Below are 22,158 nucleotides of genomic sequence, written 5' to 3' on the forward strand. Positions count from 1 at the left end.
ATATGCTGAATCTTCCTAAGTTCAAAGCAGCCGCAGTACAGGCAGCCCCCATTTTTCTGGATACGGAGGCCACAGTTAATTTTGTTTGCCAGATAATTCATGAAGCGGCAAACAATGGTGCGAGCCTGATCGCGTTTCCAGAGGTATTTGTTGCCGGCTACCCTTATTGGAACTGGATCATGAACCCCGTGCAGGGAAGCGCATGGTTTGAAAAGCTGTGCAAATCTGCCATCGAAATACCGGGGCCGGAAATCCAAAAAATCGCACAGGCAGCGGCTCGCCATCACATTAATGTCGTGATTGGCGTGAATGAACGCAATCCCAAGGGGGTGGGGACACTGTATAACACGCTGGTGACCATTTCTGATGACGGAAGCATTCTTGGACGCCATCGTAAATTAGTGCCGACGTGGGCCGAAAAACTGACGTGGGCATATGGGGATGCTTCTTCGTTAAAAGTGCATGACACCAGCATCGGCCCGTTGGGAGTGCTGGCTTGCGGTGAAAATACCAATACGCTGGCGCGTTTTTCTTTGTTGTCCCAAGGCGAGCTTGTACATGTTGCCAGCTACATTTCTCTGCCGGTCGCACCGCCGGATTATGATATGGCTGAGGCGATCCGCTTGCGGGCAGCGGCTCACTCGTTTGAAGGCAAGGTGTTTACCATCGTTTCCTGTTCCACAATCTCTCCGGGGATAATCAAGGCCATGACAGAAAGCCATCCCGAAGCGGAAGCATTGTTGTCCCGCCGCAAAAGCGCATTTACGGGAGTGATTGGGCCGGATGGCCGCGTGATGGGCACTCCCTTGATTGATGAAGAAGGGATTGTGTATGCCGATATTGATTTGAACCGCTGCATCCAGCCCCGTCAGATGCACGACATAACCGGGCATTACAACCGCTTTGATATTTTTGATTTGCAAGTCAATCGCCGGCCCGGCAATGCGATCCGGTTTACGGATACCCCACAGGAACAAGATGACCTCAACATAGGGACTGAACCCGCACAGGGGAAGCAGCCATGAGCGGGAAACGCTATTTCAGGATCGGCCAAATTGTGCCTTCTTCCAACACGACCATGGAAACGGAAATTCCCGCTATTTTGCGCGCCCGCGAAGCGATTGGCCCGGAGCGTTTTACGTTTCATTCCAGCCGGATGAGAATGAAAACGGTCACCAAGGAAGAGCTGGCGGCAATGGATGCCGATAGCGATCGCTGTGCGCTTGAGTTATCGGATGCCGCAGTGGATGTGTTGGGATATGCCTGCTTGGTTGCCATTATGAGCATGGGTAAGGGGTATCACCGGATATCTGAAAAACGCCTTCATCTGCGGACACAGGAAAACGGGCACCCAGCCCCGGTTGTCAGCAGCGCGGGGGCGCTAGTGGATTCCCTTCATGCATTGGGGGCGAAACGGATTTCCATACTGACCCCTTATATGAAGCCATTGACGCAATTGGTAATTGATTACATTGAAAACGAAGGCATTGAAGTTGTTGATAGCATTTCGTTGGAGATCCCCGACAATCTTGACGTAGGGCGGCAAGATCCTCTCGCACCATTGGAGATAACCAAACGCCTGAACAGTAACGTTGATATCATGGTGGCTTCCGCGTGCGTACAAATGCCGTCACTGGCTTCAGTACCACTGATAGAAGAGAGAGTGGGATTGCCTGTTATTTCTTCATCTGTGGCGACAACCTACATGATATTGAAACAACTTGGCTTGAATACATATGTTCCGAGATTTGGCTCACTGTTATCAGGAAAATATTGATGAGATTACGATCAGGGACGTGTTTTTCACGGTTGAACCTTTTAAAATCGGAAAACGAAAAACTTCCTGAGATAAAAGGGTTGTTCAACTTATGCCAGATTCAAAAGTGTTTGTTGACAATTACTTGCCTGCCTTACTGGGGCAGGCATGGATGTTGGTTTCTTCTGAGTTCCATGACATTGTTGAAGCGCAAGGGCTGTCAGTGTTGGAGTGGCGGGTGTTATCAACGCTGGCGGGAAGCGGGGCGATCAACATTAGCCTGTTGGCGCAAAAAACAGTCAGTAAACAACCGACGATCACCCGTGTTTTACAGCGTCTGGAGTCCCAAGGCTATGTAGAGCGTTTTTCCAATGGCGGCGGAGATCGTCGTGTCACATTGGTGCGCCTGACGGAAATGGGGTTGCAAATAGTCACGGGGTTGTTTTCTGAAGCGGAATCCCATGAAAAGAGTGTGCTGGAGCCATTGGGCAATGGAAAAAGCCAATTGCTGAAAGAGGTTTTGCAAGAACTTATTAAGCGGCATACGCCAGTACATAGGGTATTGGGTGGATTGGAAAAATAACAGCGATGGCTGGAAATATTCCAAGGAGAAGGCTATAAACAAGTGAGTCGAAATTATCTGCGATATTGATGATTCTTGCTGCCTTAAATTGAAGAAGCCATCGCTTGATATTTTCTACTTGAAGATGATGGCTTAAAAAATTCTGATTAATTAAATAGGATTTGAAATCATGAGAGCATCAATTCAGACGCTTTCATGTAATTGATGGGAGGCACATTATTATTTTTGATTATTCTTCTGTCAGAGAATAATTCCAACCGGATGAACCACCAAACGTTGCTCCGCCGTATCCACTACTTTGAGTACCGAGCTGACCTGAAGATTGAGCTCCAATGCCAAGTGCTTCTTGCTGTTTCCCCGCACCATTTAAAGGCACTAATCCTTTTGTGTTCCTCATCTGTTGTTTAAAATTCAAGGTAACATCAGTGATGATCAAACTTTTATTAAGTGTATCAATATCATTCATGTACACTCTTAATGAATATGGAATGGTAAAATCTTCGGTATAATTTATAGAAAATATATTCTTTCTTTGAAATACCGTGCTACCTGCGTAGTTAAGCGCCTTGACAGAGTGTGTTGTACAGTTAACGCCAGTCACATCATAAACATCAATAATTTTTCCAAATCTTTGGGTGGATCCAGATACGGAAGTACCGCCTATTTTTTTACCTGAATGCCATAGATTTTTAAAATATCCCATTATTGCAAAAATATTGGCATCTCTGATGTTATAAACTTGAGCTTCCATTCTATAAAGTTCGGTGGACATATATTCAATTGCTTCATTATCCTGCAACCAAATTAAAACGCCATCACCGGTTATTCCTAATGGGCCTGTATCAGCATAACGACCATAGGTAAATACATTTATTCCTTGTTCAGTATGAACAGAAATAAATGTATGACCTGTACCTTTGGTTTCCACCCATAAAAAAATACCTTTAGGTAGCCATCTACACGTAGTGTTATATACATTTAATGTAAACTCATCAAGTTTATCCACAAGCCTTGATTGCCTAATTATATCTCTGTTGTTCATTTTTTCTATTCCTTGCAAGACGATAAATAATAATCATTGAAACAGGAAACAAAATTAATACCAAAATAAGATCGTGGTTTTTAACGAATTGAAAAACATTTGAGGAAATAAAAATATAAAAAAATGTGATAGCATTATTTAATAGAGAGATTAAAAATCCCCCAAAAATTATACGTGAACAATGTTTTAATTTACTGCAAAATAAAAATACAACGATACAAAAAATAAAGAGTAAATTATTAGTTAACATCACATAATCAGTGACGTTAATCAGAAAAGATAGTTCAGCCGCGGTATATTCCTCGTTTGACCACAGAGTCATTATTTCTTTGATAGTTAAATCAATAGAAATGAATCCTACGTTACTAATAATAAATAAGAACATTATTATCAACGTATTGAACAATGATTTAATCCACATTCAAATTTCCTATCATTTTTGCCTAACTAAAAACAATTCCAGTTAAAAAATTTATGTTATCTGTGATGATAGCCCATTTTTGATACATTAGGCGACAGAATACACCAGAGTTATTTATATACTCTAGTGTGTTTTGCAATAAAACGGCAAAATCGTGATTAATAGCGCATATTAAACAAATGAATATCGTTACCTATGTTGTATTTTAATTAAGACAACATATTAGAAACAAGTTCATGCACTGTGATGACCTTATATAACCCCCAGCTACAAAATAACTATGTAGCTGGGGTGAGCGTGAATACAGCAACGCTATTCAATCAACAATTGCTGCTGTACATCTTCGTGTTGGGCATTCTCCACCAGCATCTTAAAATCTTTTGCTGTCCAATATTGCTTGGGGGCCGGTAAATTTACCATCTCATTGGTTGGCCACAATTGAAATTCAGCCAGCTTATCCAAGGAGAAATGCTGGTAATGTTCAGGCAAAGCCAGACGCAAGGCAAAATCTTCCTTACCTGACGGCATCAAGGGATAGCGATCGTCCTGAATATCATAGTTGCGGTGCAATACCAGAAACTTTTGCGGAATGCGTTGATAGCTATTCCACCAAAGCCCGTCAAGGCTATCAAACATTGCTTTGGTATCAGCTTTGCCGTAAGCGCCCAACTCATTCAAGGCGGTGGGCAAAATAGCAACCATGGAAGCCGAAAACTGGGCTACCGAAGGCGCTTTTCCCTGTAAGATCAGCGTTAATGCCAGCCGTGCACCCAACAAATTCGAATAGAGATCTTCCGGTGAAAACGCAGAGATGCTTTCTGAGAAACCCGGAATGGACTGATAACCGTACCATTGCGCGATTTCATGCCATACCGCAAGCTGGAAGGCCAGTTTAGCGGCTAAATAGGCGCTCAGGGTGTAGCGCTCAGCAGGATCTTCCGGTGGCGTAAATGCAAAGAAATGGATCTTGCGGGCAGCCAGTTCATTGCTCAGGGATAGCTCCCATTTCTGACCAAGATGGGCATAAATCTGGCTGAATAAATAGAGAGAATAATCTGCGGTATCCCTCACATGGGCGAGATCAATAAACCCGCCTTTGTGGGTATAGAGTAGGCCGATTTTTTCATTGCTTATCCCCATCAAGGCAGCACTGGCACCTAATACGCTGTCATTGTAGTGATGTTCCCCCAATTTCTCCGCTTCAACAATATTGTCAATGTGGTAGAAAGGAACCGGGATTTTCCAGAGTTGGGTTTTAAGGTCATAACCGAACACACAGCAGGCTCTTAAGCCTTCTGGTGGTGCCATTGGTGGCAGGGCGAGCCAATCTTTTGGCGATTGCTCGCGGGTATCACTGGCAAGAACAGGTTTTACGGATTCAACAGGTTGTGGATTATTTTGGCACGCCACGAGCAAAAAGCAGAAACACAGTGTAGCTAACAATCTCAAAACGCTTCCCCTACCTGAAAATAAAACCCTGTACTGCCTTTACCGACACCAAAATCTAATCTGACATTCATGCGTGGTTTAAACTCGAAACGATAGCCAACACCGACGGAAGGCAACCAATGTTTGGTTCCCAATTCTGAAGGTGAACCCCCAAGCGTTCCGGCACCTACCCAGCCAACCACACCGTGGCGCCAGTCAAGCTTGTGCCTCAATTCCAGTTGTGTGGTGAAAATATTGTTGTCACGATAGCGGCCTTCATAATATCCGCGCATCCGCTGACTATTGCCGAGCAATGACAGTTGATTCCACGGGACATCGCCGGCGCTGAAACGGGCGTAGTTATCAAACGCCAGTACGGTTTTTTCGGATAACTGGTGATAGGTTGAAAACTGGAGCTGTGTGGTTTGAAAGCGGTGATCTGCCCCCAATTCAGGGGAAAAATAGGTATAAACGACCTCAAAGGTTTGCCCGTGCCGGGCATTGGGCAGAAAATCCCGCGTATCATAGCTGAAGTAGGTACTTACGCCAGAGCTGATAACTGAACGGCCGCCGACTGAATGTGCAAAATACCGCTCTGCACCGATATCCGGATCACTGGCATTGACGGATGAAAAATTCCAGCCCAACCCGATATAGGTGGCATTCGCCACGCGATAGAGGAAACGGGGATGGATTTCAAATTCCTGAGAATGGTATTTCTCTTTATTGCCGTTATCTTTGCCGGCGTGATAGCCGGTGCCCCAATAGTAAGTCGGGGTGTTATTCAGCGTGCCAGAAACAAATAACCGCCATTGGTCATTGGCAAGAAAATTGTAGTTGGTAAAGTTCAGGCCAAATGCACCGGTAGATGAGCCAAAACCACTCAGCCCCAATGAAGAGGTTTGGCTGGTATGGTCTGAACTGTCCGGACGATATAAACCCATCACGGCAACCCCGATCCCTATTCCCATTTCAGGGGTATAGAAAGGGCCGGGCAAGACTCCCCAGTCAATTTTCTTGTGGGCATCAAAAGAGTTGTTGCCGCCCAATTCGTTTAGCCAACCATCAATTTTTTTCCGGTCGGGTAAGATCTCAGCATATGCAGATGAGGCGGTGAAAATAAGCAGGCTGGAGATTACCAGCCTTTTGAATATAGCGAGACTTAACATTAAAAACGGAACTCACCGGAAACAAAGAAGGTGTTCCGATTTCCGAAACCCACTTCAGAGATAACGTTGAAATTGCGGGTCACTTCGAAACGGGCTCCAACAGTGTTGCTCCATTTATGGGCAAGGTGTTGTCTGACGTCGAATTTGATATCTGTCATTGGCTTAATCATGTCAAACAGTGAAAGCTCAGGTGGTAAATTAAGCCCGCCAACATCACCTTTAAATTGCTGGGTGATGTCTTGATACATAGCCCCTACCCAGACTTGAACTTTGCTATTACCTTGACCAGAAATTAATGGATTAAATACAAATTCATAACCAATACGAGGTGTCAGAACAAAAGCACTAATATCGCCATCTAAAATATCCAGATTGGTGCGAGTATAATTAGCATCTAATGTGGCAAAAAATTGATTATAGCCGCCAGCAAAAGTTGCTCCACCACCAAAAGTTTTCCCTTTGAAGTTCAGTTCGAAAGGAATATTTTGAACATAATTAGGATCTCCGAGAGCTGCAATATTATTTAAATTTGTTTTGGATTTACCTTCAGTTTTTCCATAAACACCATAGACGTTTAGGAAGGGAAGTATCCAGGAGTCCAGCTTAAGCAAGTGAGTTTCGCTTTTTTGGCGAGTAGCGCCAGCATCAATAACTATCTCGCTTTCCCAAGGCTTAAACATTGGGTTAGTGAATTGAAATTTAATGCTATCTACAACAATATTCTGTCGCATATTCATATAACTATAACTAGCACCAAATGGCTCTGGCAGGTTGTAACCCTTCGCTCGTGCAGCATCACCCCAAATTGGCAGAATACGAGATTTAGATTGAGCAGATTGGGATAAGCTTCCGTCACTATTTGTTTGCGGAGCGCCAGATTCTGCGACGGTTAATGAAAAAAGCGGGCGATCACTATCTGCATAGCTGTACGAAGTCGCAAAACACAGAGTGGCAGCGAATAATTTGCTGGTGTTAGTTAAGTTCATAATTGGTTACACATCCTATTTCTGACAGATAAATTGCCTATCAAATCAACAGTGAGGGGATGAAAAGCGGCGTAGATTAGCATAGGTATTTGGGACAATCATTAACGAATTATGCTTGGCACAAAGTTATTGCATTATTTGGAATTTTCGTTCGTTTTATCGTCAAAATAGATTGGTTTCTGCTTTATAATCAGTTAGTAACGCTAATCATTTAATTTGGTGATTACTTTTTGGCTTAATGCGCTTTCGGCGTAGATAATAGAATGAATTTTTGCAAGGATTTTTAGCTGTATTTTTTGCATTAACTCAAATGAGATAATGATTTTGTAAAGTATTTCTTATGAATGTTTACTTTTTCACCAGATGATGACGCAACAGTAAACATGATTGACTGTGGCAGTTACTCTTCAGTGTTTTCGATATATTGGCTGAACCGAAGTAAATAACCATCCGGATCTTGAACAAGGAATTCTCTCTGGCAGGCTTCTTCATCGCCTATGTTGTAATAATTGTCCTTCAATGAACGATAAAGCGCGATTTGGTTAACTCGTAAATTTTCCAAGATAGGCACGACATCATCGACCTCAATTTGTAAATTGATGCCGCGGCCTAAAGGGTAGGTAAGTTCCCCTGTATTCCAGCCGCTGGGATCAAATGCCTCTAGCATCAATTGAGCCTCACCTAAACTTAAATAGACAAAATCTGGATTTTCACGTCGAATTAAAATCTTGAATCCTAATATTCGTTGATAAAAATCGAGTGAAGCTACAAAGTCAGTCACGGTCAGCTCTGGCACCATCCGATTCCAGTATGTGCTTCCTGTGGTAGCAATGCTCATCGTATTTTCCTTCATCACGATTCCGGTTCTGCCTGTTGCCTTTCAAGATGCAGCTTTGTTGGCTGCATCTTGAAATTCCGTAAGAGTATTTATTCTGACCCGAATTTTATGATTTAACCATATAACCATAAATTCGAGTGCGCCCATCTTGATCTTTCTGAGGGTAAACACCCTGTAATTCTTGCTCGAAGCCCGGGAATTGATTGATGCGTTCTTCGTGCATAAGAAAATAGCGCAATACGGAATCTCCCCAAATTTCGCCGGGAACAATACAACAAACACCCGGAGGGTAAGGAACCGCCCCATCTGCTGCGATCAAGCCTTCGCTATCACGCAATGCAACCCATTCCACGTTGCCACGGACTAATTCAAGATTGGCTTGATAGGGGCTCATGGCTACTTTAGGAAAGTGTTCCTTGCGGAATATTTCTTTTAGCAGCCGCTTAACATCGTATTGGATGGCAAGGTCATGCATCTGCTGGCACAACTGCCGGATAGTCTGGCCCTGATAACGAGTTGGGTAGGCATGACAAAGTGAGGGGAAAACTGTTTCCAGTGCAGAATCTTGTTTCAGATGTTGCTCAAATTGGATAAGCAGAGAGACAAGGTGCCCGATTTTAGCGTTGTCAGCTGCCGGAGTCAGTAGAAATAAAATGGAGTTCAGGTCATCTTTTTCCGGAATGAGGCCATTTTCACGCAGAAAATAAGCCAGTACGGTAGCTGGAACCCCAAACTCGTCATATTCCCCGGTGCCGATATTAATGCCTGGTGTGACGAGCAAGAGTTTGCAGGGGTCTAAAAAATATTGCTGATCGGCATAGCCATCAAATGCGTGCCACTTTTCATTTGGTACAAAATTGAAAAAGCGCAGGTTATTGGCGATTTCGTCGGTATCGTAGTCAGCCCACGGACGCCCCTCAATCATGTCAGGCATAAACGGCTTAATATATTCGCATTGCTGGGCAATTAATTTTCTGGCTTCAATGGCGACCTTCACACACTCCATCCACATTTTCACACCATTTTTTCCTTCGTGCATTTTGGCATTGACATCAAGAGAGGCAAAAAGGGGATAAAACGGGCTGGTAGAAGCATGGGACGTGAAAGAATGATTGAAGCGCTTATGATTTACGTAACGAGACTGCCCCTTTATATGCTTATCTTTTTTATGAATTTGGGAGGCTTGGGAAAGCCCCGCTTGTTGCTTATGAACCGATTGGGTAACCATGATCCCCGGATCATCTTCATTGAGATCCAACATAAGGGGGGAGCAATCGGCCATCATGGGAATGAATTGCTCATAACCAAGCCATGCGGAATCAAACAAAATGTAATCACATAAGTGCCCGATTTTCTCCACGATTTGTTTGGCGTTATAAACAACACCATCATAAGTGACCAATTGGATGACGGCCAGACGGAAAGGGCGTTGTTCAGTGCTCCGCTCAGGGGCGGCTTCCTGTATTAGACGGCGCAAATAAGTTTCTTCGAAGCATCGGGCATCAATTCCGCCAATAAACCCAAAGGGGTTACGGGTCGTTTCCAAATAAATGGGTGTTGCCCCAGACTGAATGAGCGCGCCAACATGGTTAGATTTATGATTATTCCTGTCAAAAAGGACTAAGTCTCCGGGAGTCAATAACGCATTCAGAACGACTCGATTGGAAGAAGACGTGCCGTTAAGGACAAAATAGGTTTTGTCGGCATTAAAGACTCTTGCGGCATTTTTCTGGGCATCGCAGGGAACGCCTTCATGAATGAGTAAATCCCCCATGAAAACATCGGCATTACAGAGATCAGAGCGAAACAATGTTTCACCAAAATGATTAAAAAATTGCATGCCGGAAGGGTGGCGCTGAAAAAAACGGCCTCCTTGATGTCCCGGGCAATCAAACGCGTTGTTCCCTTGTGCGAGATATTGGGTCATTGCGCCAAAAAATGGCGGCAGCAGGCTCTTTTCATATTTTTCTGCTGCGGTATCCAGTTGGTGCCCATAGAGATCTTCATGGCCTTTTTCTGATTGGAATACTCCCGTGACCCGTGGCAGGAGGTGCCCGGGAAAGGGTTCATTTTTAGGCAGGATAAGATAGATGGGGAGTGGATACTGTGTTTCTTCAATACGTTCTAATTCACCATTTAATACATCCTCCAATGAAATAACAACGGCGGAAACATCGGTAAAATTGGTTTTTTTAATGTTGACGTTTGTTCTTTCGCTATTAAAAAAATGTGCAGTATCATTGCTGTAAGCAATATTAAATTTTTTTATCATATTAAGGTGTTTATACTATATGAATTTAATTATAGTGTTATTGAGGTTTCTCTTTTTAAAAGAGTGTTTATTTATTAATAAATAACGATGTTTTATAACTATTTGATTTTTGGTTTCCATTTAAATAGTTGATTCGGTGTTTTTCAACCCTATTTCAACCTATATTTTAAGTTGGTATTTCACGAAAACGGTTATTTAATCAGCCGGCAAGATGAACCTACAGTGCGGATACCTTATTAGAATCGGTGCCTTTTGGGAAGCCATCTCTGATGAATTCATTCGAGTTTTTATTTATTCCCTTTCCCTAAAAAATAGAGGCAATAAAAATAAATCTTTGTCTCTACATTTTTACTAATAAATTCGCACCCATTAAATCCGGGAAAATTATTAAATGATAATTATTTTAATTTTATATTTAATCAAATTATCCCTGCTACCTTGCAGGATTCAGCTTTGTTGGCGGCACTCGTTCACCCCGTCACCGTTTTGATAAACATACGGTTATCTAGGTTGCTGAAGACTGATAAGAGGTGCCTGTCTCTCATCGAACGCCCGTTTTTAGCTGCGAAAATTCGTTCCCTTGCCGCCACGCTGTATCTTGGCATTTATTGGGGATAGTTAATGGGTAGAGTTGGTTGTGGGATCAACTTCATTACACATACACCTGCCAGTGATATGATAACGCCGCCTAATATCATGGCTGGAGTGTTATGTCAGAATATTTATGTGAGGAACGATTGAAAAGCGGATAAATCATTTTTACCTTGTCTGGAATAAAAGTTCATGACGGTATCCGAGAGTTTTATATGTTAAAGAGCCTATTATAGGCTTAGCAAAGCAAGGCTGCTTTGAATAAAACAAGCAGCCATAAATGGCTGCTCAGTGTATTTATACTTAGCTGTTCCGCTATCACGCGAAATTTATAGATGCAGATCGCATTTCACTCTGATCACTGATTTTTACTTATCGCATTATGAGACTTCCATCGCAGCAATCATAAAATAACCTGTTAGCCTTAAAGTGAAATGAGAGCGCTCTCATTTGGTTATTTAAGGTCGTTAATTTTTAAAATAATTAATTTCTCAGATAATTGATTTCTTAAATAAATGGTACAGATCAACAACAAAGAGAACAAAATTATGAAAACCATTTTATTGTGCTGTGCTGCGGGAATGTCCACCAGCATGTTGGTACAGCGTATGCAATCGGAAGCCGAAAAACGGGGTTTAGATGTGGCTATCAAAGCAATACCCGCGTTGGAGCTGGAGTCGTGTATCCATGATGCGGATGTGATTTTACTGGGGCCGCAAATCAGGTATGAACTTGCCCGCTTTACTGAGTTGGCTGAACCCTTGGGCAAGCCCATCAGCTTGATTGATATGTTGGATTACGGTGCGCTTCGGGGAGATAAGGTGCTGGATCATGCCTTAAGCCTGCTGGAATAACTTTTCACCAGACGGAGTCAATTTATGAGTCTTTACGCCTCTTTGATACGTATCGTAGAAAAACATGTGGCCCCCGTTGCAGGGAAAATAGGCAGTCAGCGACATATTATTGCGATACGCGATGGCTTTATCTCCGCCATGCCTTTTTTGATTATCGGCAGTATTATGTTGATTGTGGCAAACCCGCCTTTTGATGCCCAAACTTCATCTTCTTTTGGGCAGCTCTGGCTGATGTTTGCCAAGACTCACTGGGCAACAATTACGATGCCCTTTTTTATGACGATGGGATTGATGAGCGTTTTTGTCTCCATCGGTACTGCTTATAGTCTGGCAAAATCCTATGGGTTGGATGGGCTGACTTCTGCGCTGTTATCCTTGATGGCATTCTTGCTGGCCGCGGCTCCGCAGGTTGACAATAAAATGCCGCTTGATTTTCTCGGGGGAGCTGGGGTATTTACTGCGCTTCTCTGTGCAATCTGGTCGGTAGAGTTGATTCGGCTGCTTAAGAAATACAACATCACTATCCGCATGCCTTCTCAGGTTCCGCCCGCCATCGCCCGCTCTTTTGAATTACTGTATCCCGTTATTGGTATTTTGTTGACGGTTTATCCCGTCAGTTTATTTCTGCAAAGTGAATTCAATCTGTTGTTGCCCGCTGCAGTGATGCAGCTATTCCAGCCATTGATTGCCGTCGGGGATACACTGCCCGCCATTATGTTGTTGGTGCTGGTGGCAAATTTATTGTGGTTTGCCGGCATTCATGGCGACAACATTGTCACGGGGCTGCTTAACCCTATTTTTATGGCCAATATTGCCGCCAATGCCGCTTTAATGACCGAAGGAATGGCAACAACCCAAATTTTGACCGCGCCTTATTGGTCTTTTTATGTCTGTATTGGTGGATCGGGTTCGACACTGGTATTGGCATTCCTCTATCTGCGCAGCCGCTCGGTTCACTTGAAAACCATCGGGAAATTAAGTGTTGTGCCCGCTATGTTTAATATCAATGAACCCTTGCTGTTCGGCTCCCCAATAGTGATGAACCCGACTTTATTAATTCCGCTGCTGCTTGTTCCCTTGATCAATGCGGTATTGGCGTACAGCGCGCTGCATCTGGATCTGGTGCATAAAATGGTTGCTATCGCGCCGTGGACGACACCTGCCCCCATCGGTGCACTGATTTCTGCCGCTTGGGATTACCGTGCATTTGTGTTGGTCGGGTTATTGATGGTGATTGATCTGCTGATTTGGTATCCCTTTTTCAAGGTGTATGAAAAACAGCTTTTGGCCGAAGAGCAGCAAGTTAAAGGGGCATCTGAGTCTGCGGTGCGCTCGTAATGGTAAGAGGGGGAAAACGTGTCTACCGATTTTGAACAGCAAATAATCGAGTTGCTACTGCATGCCGGCAGTGCACGCAGTAGTGCATTAATGGCATTGCAGCAGGCAAAAGAGGGCAATTTTCAACAGGCCGAAGCGTTGATGGAGGAATCTGGTCAGGCAACCCGGGCTGCCCATGTTATCCAGACAACGCTGATTGGGCTGGATGAGGGGTGTGGGAAATTGCCTATCAATTTGATCACGGTTCATGCCCAAGATCACTTGATGAATGCAATGGTGATTCAAGATCTTGCCAATAACATGATTGATCTTTACCGGCGTTTGCCAGCACCTGAATGCCAGACTGTGTGAAAGTGAGGGTTGTATGCAATCGATCAAAATTGCGGTAATCGGTGGTGGCAGTAGCTATACACCTGAGTTAGTGGAAGGCATTATCCAGCGCAGTCAAATGATCCCATTGTCTGAATTGGCGCTGGTGGATGTGGAAGCCGGACGAGAAAAAGTGGAAATCATTGCCGGGCTGACGCGGAGAATGTTGGACAGGCAAGGTTTGCAACATGTTGCCGTCAGTGTGCATTACGCCTTGGATGAGGCTATTCGCGGAGCCAGTTTTGTCCTCACGCAATTGCGTGTGGGGCAGCTTCCCGCCCGTGCTGCGGACGAGCGTCTGGGATTGAAATATGGCTTGCTGGGACAAGAGACAACTGGGGTGGGGGGCTTTGCCAAGGCATTGCGCACGATCCCGGTTTTGCTGGAGATTGCGCGCAAAGTCGAGCGCCTTGCCCCTGATGCATGGATCATCAACTTCACCAATCCGGCCGGGATAGTCACTGAAGCGGTATCCCGTTATAGCAAGGCCAGAATTATCGGTCTGTGCAATGTCCCCATCTCTATGCACCACATGATAGCCAATATGTTGCAGCGCCCCTATCAGGATGTACAGTTACGTTTTGCGGGGCTGAATCATATGGTTTGGGCGCATCAGGTATTGGTAAATGGCAAGGATGAAACAGCACAGGTTCTGGAACTGCTGTGCAATGGCGCTGAATTAACGATGAACAACATCAAGGAAGAGCCTTGGCCACCGGAATTTTTGCGGGCATTGGGCGCGATCCCCTGTCCTTATCACCGTTATTTTTACCAGACCGGGAAAATGTTGCGGGAGGAAAGAGAGAGCGCAGCGAGCAAAGGCACACGGGCAGAGCAAGTTATGCAAGTGGAGCGGCAGTTATTTGAGCTGTATGCTGACTCGTCACTGGATCACAAACCGGATCAATTAAGTTTTCGGGGTGGCTCTTTTTACTCAGAGGTTGCATTGGAGTTGATTTCTGCCATCCATAATAATCTTGGCACACAATTGGTGGTGAACACGCCGAACCGTGGGGCAATTCACGGCTTGCCCGATGATGCAGTTATTGAAACCAACTGCATTGTTGATGCGCAGGGTGCCCATCCTCTGGTGGTTGGTCATTTACCGGGGCATATGCTGGCGTTGACACAACAAGTGAAAGCCTTTGAACGTTTAACGATAGAAGCCGCAGTTCACGGCGATCGCAAGGCGGCATTGCTGGCGCTGGTGAGCCATCCTTTGATTGCAGATGCCGCGCTGGATTCGACATTATTAAATGAAGTGCTGGATATCAATCGAATGTATTTGCCACAATTTCAATAAAGCAGGCATGCACTTACCAGTGTCTGTGAGGAAAAGGTGATAAGGAAAAAGCATGGTAACACTGGAAGATGTGGCTGCTTACGCTGGCGTTTCCCGCGCCACGGTATCGCGGGTTGTCAATGGCGATAAAAAGGTTCGGGAAGCAACCCGTGAAAAAGTGGAGAGAGCGATTGTTGAGTTGGGTTACCGCCCCAATCTTGCGGCTCGTGAGCTTGCTTCCAGTCAGGGCAATACGCTGGGGCTGGTAACAACATCTTATCGCGGTGGCTTTTTCGGCGCTTTGATGGATAGCATCCAGACAGAAGCAGAGCGGCATGGTAAGCCGCTTCTGGTTACACAGGGAAGGGACAGTGCAGAAAATGAGTGGCAGGCGATTAGCCATTTGCATAGCCTGCGCTGCAATGGGCTGATTTTGCATGTCCGTTCGATAAGCGATGATAAATTACGGCAACTGGCTCAAGACGGGCACGCTTTCGTTTTGCTGGATCGGCAGGTTGTGGGATTGGAGCAGCGCTGTGTTGTATTTGATCACCACAAGGCCAGTTACCTTGCAACTCAAGCCTTGATAGAACATGGGCATCGGCGCATTGCTTGCGTCAGTGGCCCTTTAGGCCGGAACCCAAGCCAACAGCGTCGGAGAGGCTTTTTGGATGCCATGCAAAATGCCGGGCTGCAATCCATCGCCTGTTTGGCTGGGGAGTACGATTTGCAAAGTGGTTATCAGCAAACCCGTACGATTTTGGCAACATCGCAACCTGATGCCATGTTTTTTTGCAGTGAAGAAATGGCGCTTGGGGCGTTGCTGGCGATCACGGAACGGGGTTTAAGTGTACCGGAAGATATTTCCATCATCTGTTATGACAGCGGGGAAAGAGCCGCCTTTATCCATCCGGCATTGACCAGTGTCCATTTTCCCATCACGGATATGGCCCGTTTTGCCGTGAATCTGCTGCTTGAACCTGATGTGCAGCACCCTGAATTCATCCCACGAATTATTTATCGGAACTCACTCCGCCATGCGTAAATCATCACAGTTTTAAAGATTGGCGTAAATGAGATGAGAGAGGGGTGGCATTTTTCACCAAAAAGCATGTTGTTCTGGTGTATAAATATGTTAAAACCGCGTGCTATTCCTCTGTTAGTTTCAAAAATGATTGTAGTGCATTGAAAATGAAGAAAAAACGCCCAGCCTTACAAGATGTTGCAAACCTCGTTGGGGTCACAAAAATGACGGTTAGCCGCTTTTTACGTAATCCCGATCAGGTTTCTGAAGCCCTGGGGAAACGCATAGCTGAAGCTGTGGAACAGCTGGGCTACATTCCCAACCGAGTGCCGGATATCTTGTCTAATTCCACCAGCCGTGCAATCGGTGTTTTGCTGCCTTCACTGACCAATCAGGTTTTTGCTGAAGTTATTCGTGGGATAGAACATGTGACAGACAGCAGTGGGTATCAGACTATGCTTGCTCACTACGGTTATTCCGCCCAGAGGGAAGAAGAACGCTTGCTTTCACTGCTTTCTTACAACATTGATGGCTTGATTCTGGCGGAGCGAACGCACACCCCCAAGACCCTGAAAGTATTGCAAACAACGGGAATTCCGGTCGTCGAGCTGATGGACAGTGTATCGCCTTGCCTTGATATTGCGGTAGGGATCGATAATTTTGAGGCTGCACGCCAGATGACGATGGCAATGATTGAGCGAGGTTGCCAGAATATCGTTTACCTTGGTGCCCGACAGGATGAGCGGACGTTAATGCGTCTGGAAGGGTTTGAAACGGCCATGCGCAGTGCCGGGATGCGCCCAAGGAAAGTAATGACGTTCGCTAGTTCATCCTATTCATTGGGGGCGCAGCTTTTGCAGGAAACCCGCCAGAAATACCCCAACGTTGATGGCTTGTTTTGTACAAATGATGATATTGCCATCGGCGCAATTTTTGAGTGTCAGCGTCAGGGAATTAAAGTACCGGAAGAAATTGCGGTAGCAGGCTTTCATGGTCATGACATCGGGCAGGTCATGACACCAAAACTCGCCAGTGTGCTGACTCCCCGTGATCTGATGGGGCGCAAGGCGGCAGAAGCATTGCTGAACCGTTTGAAAGGCGAAAAATCAGCATGCACACAAATTGATGTCGGTTTTACTCTCTCATTGGGCGAAAGCATTTAACTAACCTTATACTTGGCTACCACTTTTGTAGAGCGATAGTCCCCGACTGAAACACCATAATTACAGATATACTGGTAGAAATATCCTACCAGTGTTTCAGATTGAGGGAACGGAACACAGATAAAGGGGTTAACAGGAGACATAGTAATCCGAGTGTGTGAGCACCCTGATTTCGACTGACGTGTAGCGGATAAGTGTAATCACACAATCTCGGAAATTTCATATTCTCTGACAATTGTGCTGGTCTTTTTACCCCATATTGAAGCTCTTGTTCTTTTCTGGTGAGTATCAAAGGCATCTTTGTCTGTGAAGAGCTCTTCGACTATCCAGATCAGAGGATCTTCTGTTGCTGTTACCTCGAAAGAAAGGCATCCGGTCTCTTCCGCAGTCAATTTTTTGTGCTCAGAGAGGTATTGGCGGACAAGCTCCGACTCTTCTGCACTTTTACATATTAAACGACCAGTCAGTTTAATCATTATTATCCCTATTTTTATTGAAGTTAATTTCGGATACCAAATATTTATTCAATTTAAAATTTATTTTTATTCTAATTAATATGCAATGCCTATGAAATGCATCATTAATTTTTATATTTTCTTGGGTCGACTAACTAAGTGAAATTTCTGAGAAAGGCGGTTAGTAGCTATAGTAGGCATCTTTCTCGCCAAAGAAAAATGGCAGGAGAATCTAACCGCTGCGTCCTGCCAGTTTTCATTCAGGGGAAGCGAGTTAAAGGAATGCTTTCAGCCAGGAAGCAATATTTTGGGTCGGCAGATGGTTTTGTGCATTGTAGGTTTCATTCATCGGCCACCACATACCGTCCCCTCGGGCGAAAGCCGCACGATAGCGAATCATCTGATCATCTGGATTTAAACGTAGTGCGTCCCGCAGTGCGCTCAGGCTATAGACGCTTCTGGTAAAAGGTTGCTGCGTTACGCGTTCAACGGTTTCAGCCAATTTTCCGTATGAAGTCGTTTCACCCGCCACAAATACCACTTCATTGGCAATGCGGGGCTGATGCAAATAAATGGCGGTGGTCAGTCGGCCGATATCGTCTGGCGAGGTAACGGTGACCTGCGTTTCCCATCCCCCGAGTGCGTGGATCGTTTTTTCGGCTAAATTCACGACATTGAATGCGGGTTCAAAAAGAAAACTGGTAAACATTCCAGTCGAAACGATAACCCATTCCGTTGCCTGCTGTTGGCGCAATAAAGTGCGAACATCATATTGTTCGTCCCAGACCGGCTGACCACTGCCTTTGCCGACCACATCGTAATTCACACCAAACTGCCAGGGAAAATATCGCCTGACGCCTGCCTCCAGCACCGCGCGGGTGATCTTTATCTGCGTACCAGCTCCGGCGATGAACCCCATGCAATTGATAACGCTATCAAAAGCCTTAAAGCATGCTGTCAGTGATTCAACCGTGTCGGCAGCGATGTCGATAGGAATAAATGCTGCGCCGGTATCCGCCAATCGTTGGTGGATACCAGATCGCAGTTTGCCCTGTTCATCCCAAGAGCCAGGCGAAACGATCACCGAAACGCGGCTTTTTAACTGAGTTACAGCCGGCAGCAGCGAGTTCAGGACGGCAGCACCCAATTGTCCCGCTCCTAGCACTAATATGTTTTCGCCAACCTTTAAATCATCTTGCTTCATTTTAATGCCTTACTTTTCAATGTTGCGTATTTACCTTGTGTTTGGCGATATTACGGCGACAATCCTCTTTTGATAAGTACAAGTGGGCGGGTTAGACTGTTCGCATAAATGGAATAATCAAGACGTTTATGGCGGGGGGCAATATGGATAAGCTCGAATCAATGCAGGTCTATGTTTATGTGGTGGAGACTCATAGTTTTGCCAGAGCAGCAGAGGTACTGGGGCTGCCGCGTTCAACGGTATCGCGGGTGATCAAGGAACTGGAAGCTTGGCTTGGTATCCAGCTGCTACAGCGCACTACCCGAAAACTTAGCGTGACCACCGATGGACGCAGTTATTACGACGAATGCAAAAGGATCTTGGCCGATATTGCGACCATGGAATCATCATTTTCGGGCAGGTCTGGGCAACCCAAAGGCAGGTTTAAAGTGGGAATGCCGCAATCTCTCGCCCGGCATTGCGTTATTCCGAGAATTCAGGAATTTCTGCACTGCTATCCCGAACTGGATTTGATGCTTTGCTCCAGTGATAACGTGGAGGACATTATCCAAGAAGGATATGACTGCGTGATCCGCACCGGCAGAATCGAGGATTCAACGACTTTGGTCGCCCGTCCACTGGCAAACTTTACATGGGTGATTTTGGGCGCTCCGGCATACATGGCAGCCCATGGAAAGCCTGAAAATCTGGAAGATCTGGAAAAGCATCACGCTGTGGGTTATCTGAGTCACCGCACCGGGCGAACCACTGAATGGTTTTTTACTCTCGACGATGCGGATTGCGTGATCCGTATGAAAGAGAGTCTGGTTGTCGATGACACGGATGCCTACATTCAGGCCGGAATTCAGGGGATGGGGTTAATTCGCGTGGCCAGCTATCTTGTTGCGCCGTATCTGGAGAACGGGGCACTTATTTCTTGTCTGGAGCACCACACTTTTGATTTACCTTTATCTCTGGTGTATCCGCAAAACAGGTATCTTCCGCCTTCGGTTCGGGCATTTTACGACTGGAGCAAGGTGGTTTTGAATCAACCGGCTTACCGGCTCAACATGACATAATCGAGTGGAATTCCCGTGCGCTTACAGAAAAGTTGCGATAGGGGGATACAGATATGGCTATACAGAAACAATCACGTATGAATTAATCAGCACGCAGTTAGTTGATCGTGAAATTGTTTAAATATTGTAGCTCAAAATGATACTTACCTACCTTCAATTGCGATAAGCCTCACATTTTCCTTTTTTGACCAGATTGACTGATTGCTCGCCTTCCTGAGCTACTGTTATGTTACCGGTAACTTATTATCGGTAACACTTTGTGGTTACTGCTTAGAGACTGTTTTTAGATACTGTTGCTGTGGACGGTTTTATTACTAAATTTTCAGTTAATTGATAGAGATAGCCAAGCTGTAAGGTTGACATAAAGGAGTTTTATATGAGCGATACCCAGCAGTTAAACCATGTTTTTGTCTTGATGGGGGTATCCGGTAGCGGTAAGTCTGCGGTTGCCAGTGGTGTTGCCCGTGAGTTAGGCGCTGCATTTCTGGATGGCGACTTTCTGCATCCCCGCGCCAATATTACAAAGATGGCACAAGGACATGCCTTAAATGATGATGATCGCCGCCCGTGGCTGAAAGCACTTAATGATGCCATTTTCGCAATGCAGCGCACGAATCATGTTTCTTTGCTGGTCTGTTCCGCCTTGAAAAAAAGCTATCGGGATATGTTGCGTGAAGGCAACAGCAACCTGTCCTTTCTCTATATGAAAGGTGATATTGACCTGATTGAAGATCGCCTGAAAGTGCGCAAGGGGCACTTCTTCAAACCACAAATGCTGATTTCGCAATTTGAAACGCTGGAAGAGCCTGGCAGTGATGAAAAAGATGTTCAGCACATTGATATCCAGCCAGCGCTTGATGATGTCATCAAAAAAACAATCCAAGTTATAGATCATACAATTAAAACTACTGACAGTATTAATGAGGAACATCAATGAGTACATTAACTCTCGTTCTGACTGCCGTCGGCTCGGTTCTTTTATTACTGTTTCTGGTGATGAAAGCCCGAATGCATGCCTTTATCGCCCTGATGCTGGTTTCTATGGGAGCCGGAATTTTTTCAGGGATGCCACTGGAAGAAATCACCCAGACAATACAGAACGGCATGGCGGGCACATTGGGCTTCCTCGCGGTTGTTGTGGCACTGGGGGCAATGTTTGGCAAGATCCTGCATGAAACAGGTGCCCTTGACCAAATCGCGGTAAAACTACTGGGCAGTTTTGGTGAAAAACGAGCGAATTATGCACTGGGAATTGCCGGGCTGATTTGTGCCTTGCCGCTGTTTTTCGATGTGGCAGTTGTGTTGTTGATTGGTGTGGTATTTGCCGTGGCGCGCCGTACCAACGGCAATGTCGTCAAATTGGCAATCCCTTTATTTGCCGGGGTTGCAGCAGCGGCTGCGTTTTTGGTGCCGGGGCCAACTCCCATGATGCTGGCTTCCCAGATGGGCGCTGATTTTGGTTGGATGATCCTGATTGGGCTGAGTGCCGCTATTCCCGGAATGTTACTGGCAGGGCCGATATACGGCAACTTTATCAGTAAATATGTCACATTGGATTTGCCGAAAGATCTGAGCACTCCAAGTATCGGTAAAAACCAGATGCCTTCCTTTGGTTTCAGTCTGGCACTGATTTTATTCCCGTTGGTATTGGTAGGATTGAAAACCATTGGCGCGCGTTTTGTTGACCATAGTTCTACGCTGTACCAATGGCTGGAATTCATTGGGCATCCTTTCACGGCTATTTTGATCGCATGTCTGGTAGCCATTTATGGTCTGGCTATCCGTCGTGGAATGAGCAAAGAGAAAGTGATGGATGTCTGCTCTGCGGCAATTCAGCCTGCGGGCATTATCTTGCTGGTAACGGGAGCGGGTGGCGTATTCAAACAAGTACTGATTGATTCTGGCGTCGGGCCTGCTTTGGGGAATTCGCTTGTTGATGCTGGCCTGCCAATCGCACTGGCGTGTTTTATTCTGGCCGGGGCAGTTCGCATGATCCAAGGTTCAGCCACTGTTGCTTGCCTGACAACGGTGGGCTTGGTATTGCCGGTAATCAATGAGCTGGGCTATTCCGGTGCGCAAATGGCCGCATTGTCAGTCTGTATCGCTGGTGGTTCTTTGGTTCTCAGCCATGTGAACGATTCTGGTTTTTGGTTATTCGGTAAATTTACCGGCGCGACTGAAGTACAGACCTTGAAAACATGGACAATGATGGAGACCATCTTGGGTACTACTGGCGCGATTGTCGGCATGATTTATTTCGCCATGCTGTGATGCTGAGTGCTTTTTCAAAATAAGCGCTTAATGGCACCTTAATTCACACTAATA

The 22,158-nt window shown here is 45.4% G+C and carries 20 protein-coding genes; 12 read left to right on the plus strand and 8 right to left on the minus strand.

Going from position 1 to position 22,158, the window contains the following annotated elements:
- Positions 1–2 precede the first annotated feature (2 nt).
- The 3 genes from FE392_RS06310 to FE392_RS06320 all read left to right on the plus strand — a co-directional run bounded on the left by FE392_RS06310 (position 3) and on the right by FE392_RS06320 (position 2,339).
- Positions 3–1,025 (plus strand): carbon-nitrogen hydrolase family protein, encoded by a 1,023-nt coding sequence (locus FE392_RS06310; RefSeq protein WP_319929373.1) that lies wholly within the window; start codon positions 3–5, stop codon positions 1,023–1,025.
- Positions 1,022–1,777 carry a maleate cis-trans isomerase family protein gene (locus FE392_RS06315; protein ID WP_319929374.1) on the plus strand — a complete coding sequence of 252 codons (756 nt, stop codon included), beginning with the start codon at positions 1,022–1,024 and terminating at the stop codon, positions 1,775–1,777. The genes FE392_RS06310 and FE392_RS06315 overlap by 4 nt, the downstream gene beginning before the upstream one ends.
- A 91-nt stretch (positions 1,778–1,868) precedes the next feature.
- Positions 1,869–2,339: a MarR family winged helix-turn-helix transcriptional regulator gene (locus tag FE392_RS06320; protein ID WP_319929375.1), complete on the plus strand. Its 471-nt coding sequence runs from the start codon at positions 1,869–1,871 to the stop codon at positions 2,337–2,339.
- Positions 2,340–2,568: 229 nt separating this feature from the next.
- Here FE392_RS06320 and FE392_RS06325 read toward each other — a convergent pair whose 3' ends face one another.
- The 6 genes from FE392_RS06325 to speC form a co-directional block, all read right to left on the minus strand.
- Complete coding sequence (locus FE392_RS06325) at positions 2,569–3,381, minus strand: hypothetical protein (protein WP_319929376.1); 813 nt, start codon at positions 3,379–3,381, stop codon at positions 2,569–2,571.
- 733 nt (positions 3,382–4,114) lie between these two features.
- On the minus strand, positions 4,115–5,251 hold the full coding sequence (locus tag FE392_RS06330) for a DUF4056 domain-containing protein (protein WP_319929377.1): 1,137 nt from the start codon (positions 5,249–5,251) through the stop codon (positions 4,115–4,117).
- Positions 5,248–6,399, minus strand: coding sequence for a BamA/TamA family outer membrane protein (locus FE392_RS06335; RefSeq protein ID WP_319929378.1), 1,152 nt, complete (start codon positions 6,397–6,399; stop codon positions 5,248–5,250). The genes FE392_RS06330 and FE392_RS06335 overlap by 4 nt, the downstream gene beginning before the upstream one ends.
- On the minus strand, positions 6,399–7,385 hold the full coding sequence (locus tag FE392_RS06340) for a hypothetical protein (protein ID WP_319929379.1): 987 nt from the start codon (positions 7,383–7,385) through the stop codon (positions 6,399–6,401). The genes FE392_RS06335 and FE392_RS06340 overlap by 1 nt, the downstream gene beginning before the upstream one ends.
- 400 nt (positions 7,386–7,785) lie before the next feature.
- Positions 7,786–8,223, minus strand: coding sequence for a bleomycin resistance protein (locus FE392_RS06345; protein WP_319929380.1), 438 nt, complete (start codon positions 8,221–8,223; stop codon positions 7,786–7,788).
- Between the two features lie 106 nt (positions 8,224–8,329).
- The gene (gene speC / locus FE392_RS06350; RefSeq protein ID WP_319929426.1) at positions 8,330–10,492 is read right to left on the minus strand and encodes an ornithine decarboxylase; all 2,163 of its coding nucleotides are present in this window, start codon (positions 10,490–10,492) and stop codon (positions 8,330–8,332) included.
- 1,142 nt (positions 10,493–11,634) lie between these two features.
- Between speC and FE392_RS06355 the strand changes: the two genes are divergently transcribed.
- The 6 genes from FE392_RS06355 to gntR all read left to right on the plus strand — a co-directional run bounded on the left by FE392_RS06355 (position 11,635) and on the right by gntR (position 17,116).
- Positions 11,635–11,940 carry a PTS sugar transporter subunit IIB gene (locus FE392_RS06355; protein ID WP_319929381.1) on the plus strand — a complete coding sequence of 102 codons (306 nt, stop codon included), beginning with the start codon at positions 11,635–11,637 and terminating at the stop codon, positions 11,938–11,940.
- Between the two features lie 24 nt (positions 11,941–11,964).
- Positions 11,965–13,278, plus strand: coding sequence for a PTS sugar transporter subunit IIC (locus FE392_RS06360; RefSeq protein ID WP_319929382.1), 1,314 nt, complete (start codon positions 11,965–11,967; stop codon positions 13,276–13,278).
- Between the two features lie 18 nt (positions 13,279–13,296).
- The gene (locus FE392_RS06365; protein WP_319929383.1) at positions 13,297–13,629 is read left to right on the plus strand and encodes a PTS lactose/cellobiose transporter subunit IIA; all 333 of its coding nucleotides are present in this window, start codon (positions 13,297–13,299) and stop codon (positions 13,627–13,629) included.
- 13 nt (positions 13,630–13,642) lie between these two features.
- On the plus strand, positions 13,643–14,950 hold the full coding sequence (locus tag FE392_RS06370; protein ID WP_319929384.1) for a 6-phospho-beta-glucosidase: 1,308 nt from the start codon (positions 13,643–13,645) through the stop codon (positions 14,948–14,950).
- Between the two features lie 52 nt (positions 14,951–15,002).
- Complete coding sequence (locus FE392_RS06375; protein WP_319929385.1) at positions 15,003–15,974, plus strand: LacI family DNA-binding transcriptional regulator; 972 nt, start codon at positions 15,003–15,005, stop codon at positions 15,972–15,974.
- A gap of 146 nt (positions 15,975–16,120) precedes the next feature.
- Entirely contained in the window at positions 16,121–17,116 is a 996-nt protein-coding gene (gene gntR / locus FE392_RS06380; protein WP_319929386.1) for a gluconate operon transcriptional repressor GntR, read from the plus strand.
- Positions 17,117–17,316: 200 nt separating this feature from the next.
- Here the strand turns inward: gntR and FE392_RS06385 are convergent, their stop codons facing one another.
- Together FE392_RS06385 and FE392_RS06390 are read right to left on the minus strand one after the other, a co-directional pair.
- Entirely contained in the window at positions 17,317–17,592 is a 276-nt protein-coding gene (locus FE392_RS06385) for a putative quinol monooxygenase (RefSeq protein WP_319929387.1), read from the minus strand.
- 253 nt (positions 17,593–17,845) lie between these two features.
- Entirely contained in the window at positions 17,846–18,775 is a 930-nt protein-coding gene (locus FE392_RS06390) for an aromatic alcohol reductase (protein ID WP_319929388.1), read from the minus strand.
- Positions 18,776–18,918: 143 nt separating this feature from the next.
- Between FE392_RS06390 and FE392_RS06395 the strand changes: the two genes are divergently transcribed.
- From FE392_RS06395 to gntU, 3 genes are all read left to right on the plus strand, one after another.
- Entirely contained in the window at positions 18,919–19,833 is a 915-nt protein-coding gene (locus tag FE392_RS06395; protein ID WP_319929389.1) for a LysR family transcriptional regulator, read from the plus strand.
- Between the two features lie 376 nt (positions 19,834–20,209).
- A complete protein-coding gene (gntK, locus tag FE392_RS06400; RefSeq protein WP_319929390.1) occupies positions 20,210–20,770 on the plus strand; it encodes a gluconokinase in 561 nt (186 codons plus the stop codon).
- Positions 20,767–22,104, plus strand: a complete 1,338-nt coding sequence (gene gntU, locus FE392_RS06405; RefSeq protein ID WP_319929391.1) for a gluconate transporter — start codon at positions 20,767–20,769, stop codon at positions 22,102–22,104. The genes gntK and gntU overlap by 4 nt, the downstream gene beginning before the upstream one ends.
- The last annotated feature ends 54 nt before the right edge of the window (positions 22,105–22,158 follow it).

The organism is Xenorhabdus santafensis, assembly GCF_033949405.1.
Taxonomy (GTDB): domain Bacteria; phylum Pseudomonadota; class Gammaproteobacteria; order Enterobacterales; family Enterobacteriaceae; genus Xenorhabdus; species Xenorhabdus santafensis.

What these genes read in the sequence shown, in the direction of transcription:
- FE392_RS06310 (WP_319929373.1), top strand. Translation starts at nt 3, where the DNA reads ATGCTGAATCTTCCTAAGTTCAAAGCAGCCGCAGTACAGGCAGCCCCC.
- FE392_RS06315 (WP_319929374.1), top strand. Translation starts at nt 1,022, where the DNA reads ATGAGCGGGAAACGCTATTTCAGGATCGGCCAAATTGTGCCTTCTTCC.
- FE392_RS06320 (WP_319929375.1), top strand. Translation starts at nt 1,869, where the DNA reads ATGCCAGATTCAAAAGTGTTTGTTGACAATTACTTGCCTGCCTTACTG.
- FE392_RS06325 (WP_319929376.1), bottom strand. Translation starts at nt 3,381, where the DNA reads ATGAACAACAGAGATATAATTAGGCAATCAAGGCTTGTGGATAAACTT.
- FE392_RS06335 (WP_319929378.1), bottom strand. Translation starts at nt 6,399, where the DNA reads ATGTTAAGTCTCGCTATATTCAAAAGGCTGGTAATCTCCAGCCTGCTT.
- FE392_RS06340 (WP_319929379.1), bottom strand. Translation starts at nt 7,385, where the DNA reads ATGAACTTAACTAACACCAGCAAATTATTCGCTGCCACTCTGTGTTTT.
- FE392_RS06345 (WP_319929380.1), bottom strand. Translation starts at nt 8,223, where the DNA reads ATGAGCATTGCTACCACAGGAAGCACATACTGGAATCGGATGGTGCCA.
- FE392_RS06355 (WP_319929381.1), top strand. Translation starts at nt 11,635, where the DNA reads ATGAAAACCATTTTATTGTGCTGTGCTGCGGGAATGTCCACCAGCATG.
- FE392_RS06360 (WP_319929382.1), top strand. Translation starts at nt 11,965, where the DNA reads ATGAGTCTTTACGCCTCTTTGATACGTATCGTAGAAAAACATGTGGCC.
- FE392_RS06370 (WP_319929384.1), top strand. Translation starts at nt 13,643, where the DNA reads ATGCAATCGATCAAAATTGCGGTAATCGGTGGTGGCAGTAGCTATACA.
- FE392_RS06375 (WP_319929385.1), top strand. Translation starts at nt 15,003, where the DNA reads ATGGTAACACTGGAAGATGTGGCTGCTTACGCTGGCGTTTCCCGCGCC.
- gntR (WP_319929386.1), top strand. Translation starts at nt 16,121, where the DNA reads ATGAAGAAAAAACGCCCAGCCTTACAAGATGTTGCAAACCTCGTTGGG.
- FE392_RS06385 (WP_319929387.1), bottom strand. Translation starts at nt 17,592, where the DNA reads ATGATTAAACTGACTGGTCGTTTAATATGTAAAAGTGCAGAAGAGTCG.
- FE392_RS06390 (WP_319929388.1), bottom strand. Translation starts at nt 18,775, where the DNA reads ATGAAGCAAGATGATTTAAAGGTTGGCGAAAACATATTAGTGCTAGGA.
- FE392_RS06395 (WP_319929389.1), top strand. Translation starts at nt 18,919, where the DNA reads ATGGATAAGCTCGAATCAATGCAGGTCTATGTTTATGTGGTGGAGACT.
- gntK (WP_319929390.1), top strand. Translation starts at nt 20,210, where the DNA reads ATGAGCGATACCCAGCAGTTAAACCATGTTTTTGTCTTGATGGGGGTA.
- gntU (WP_319929391.1), top strand. Translation starts at nt 20,767, where the DNA reads ATGAGTACATTAACTCTCGTTCTGACTGCCGTCGGCTCGGTTCTTTTA.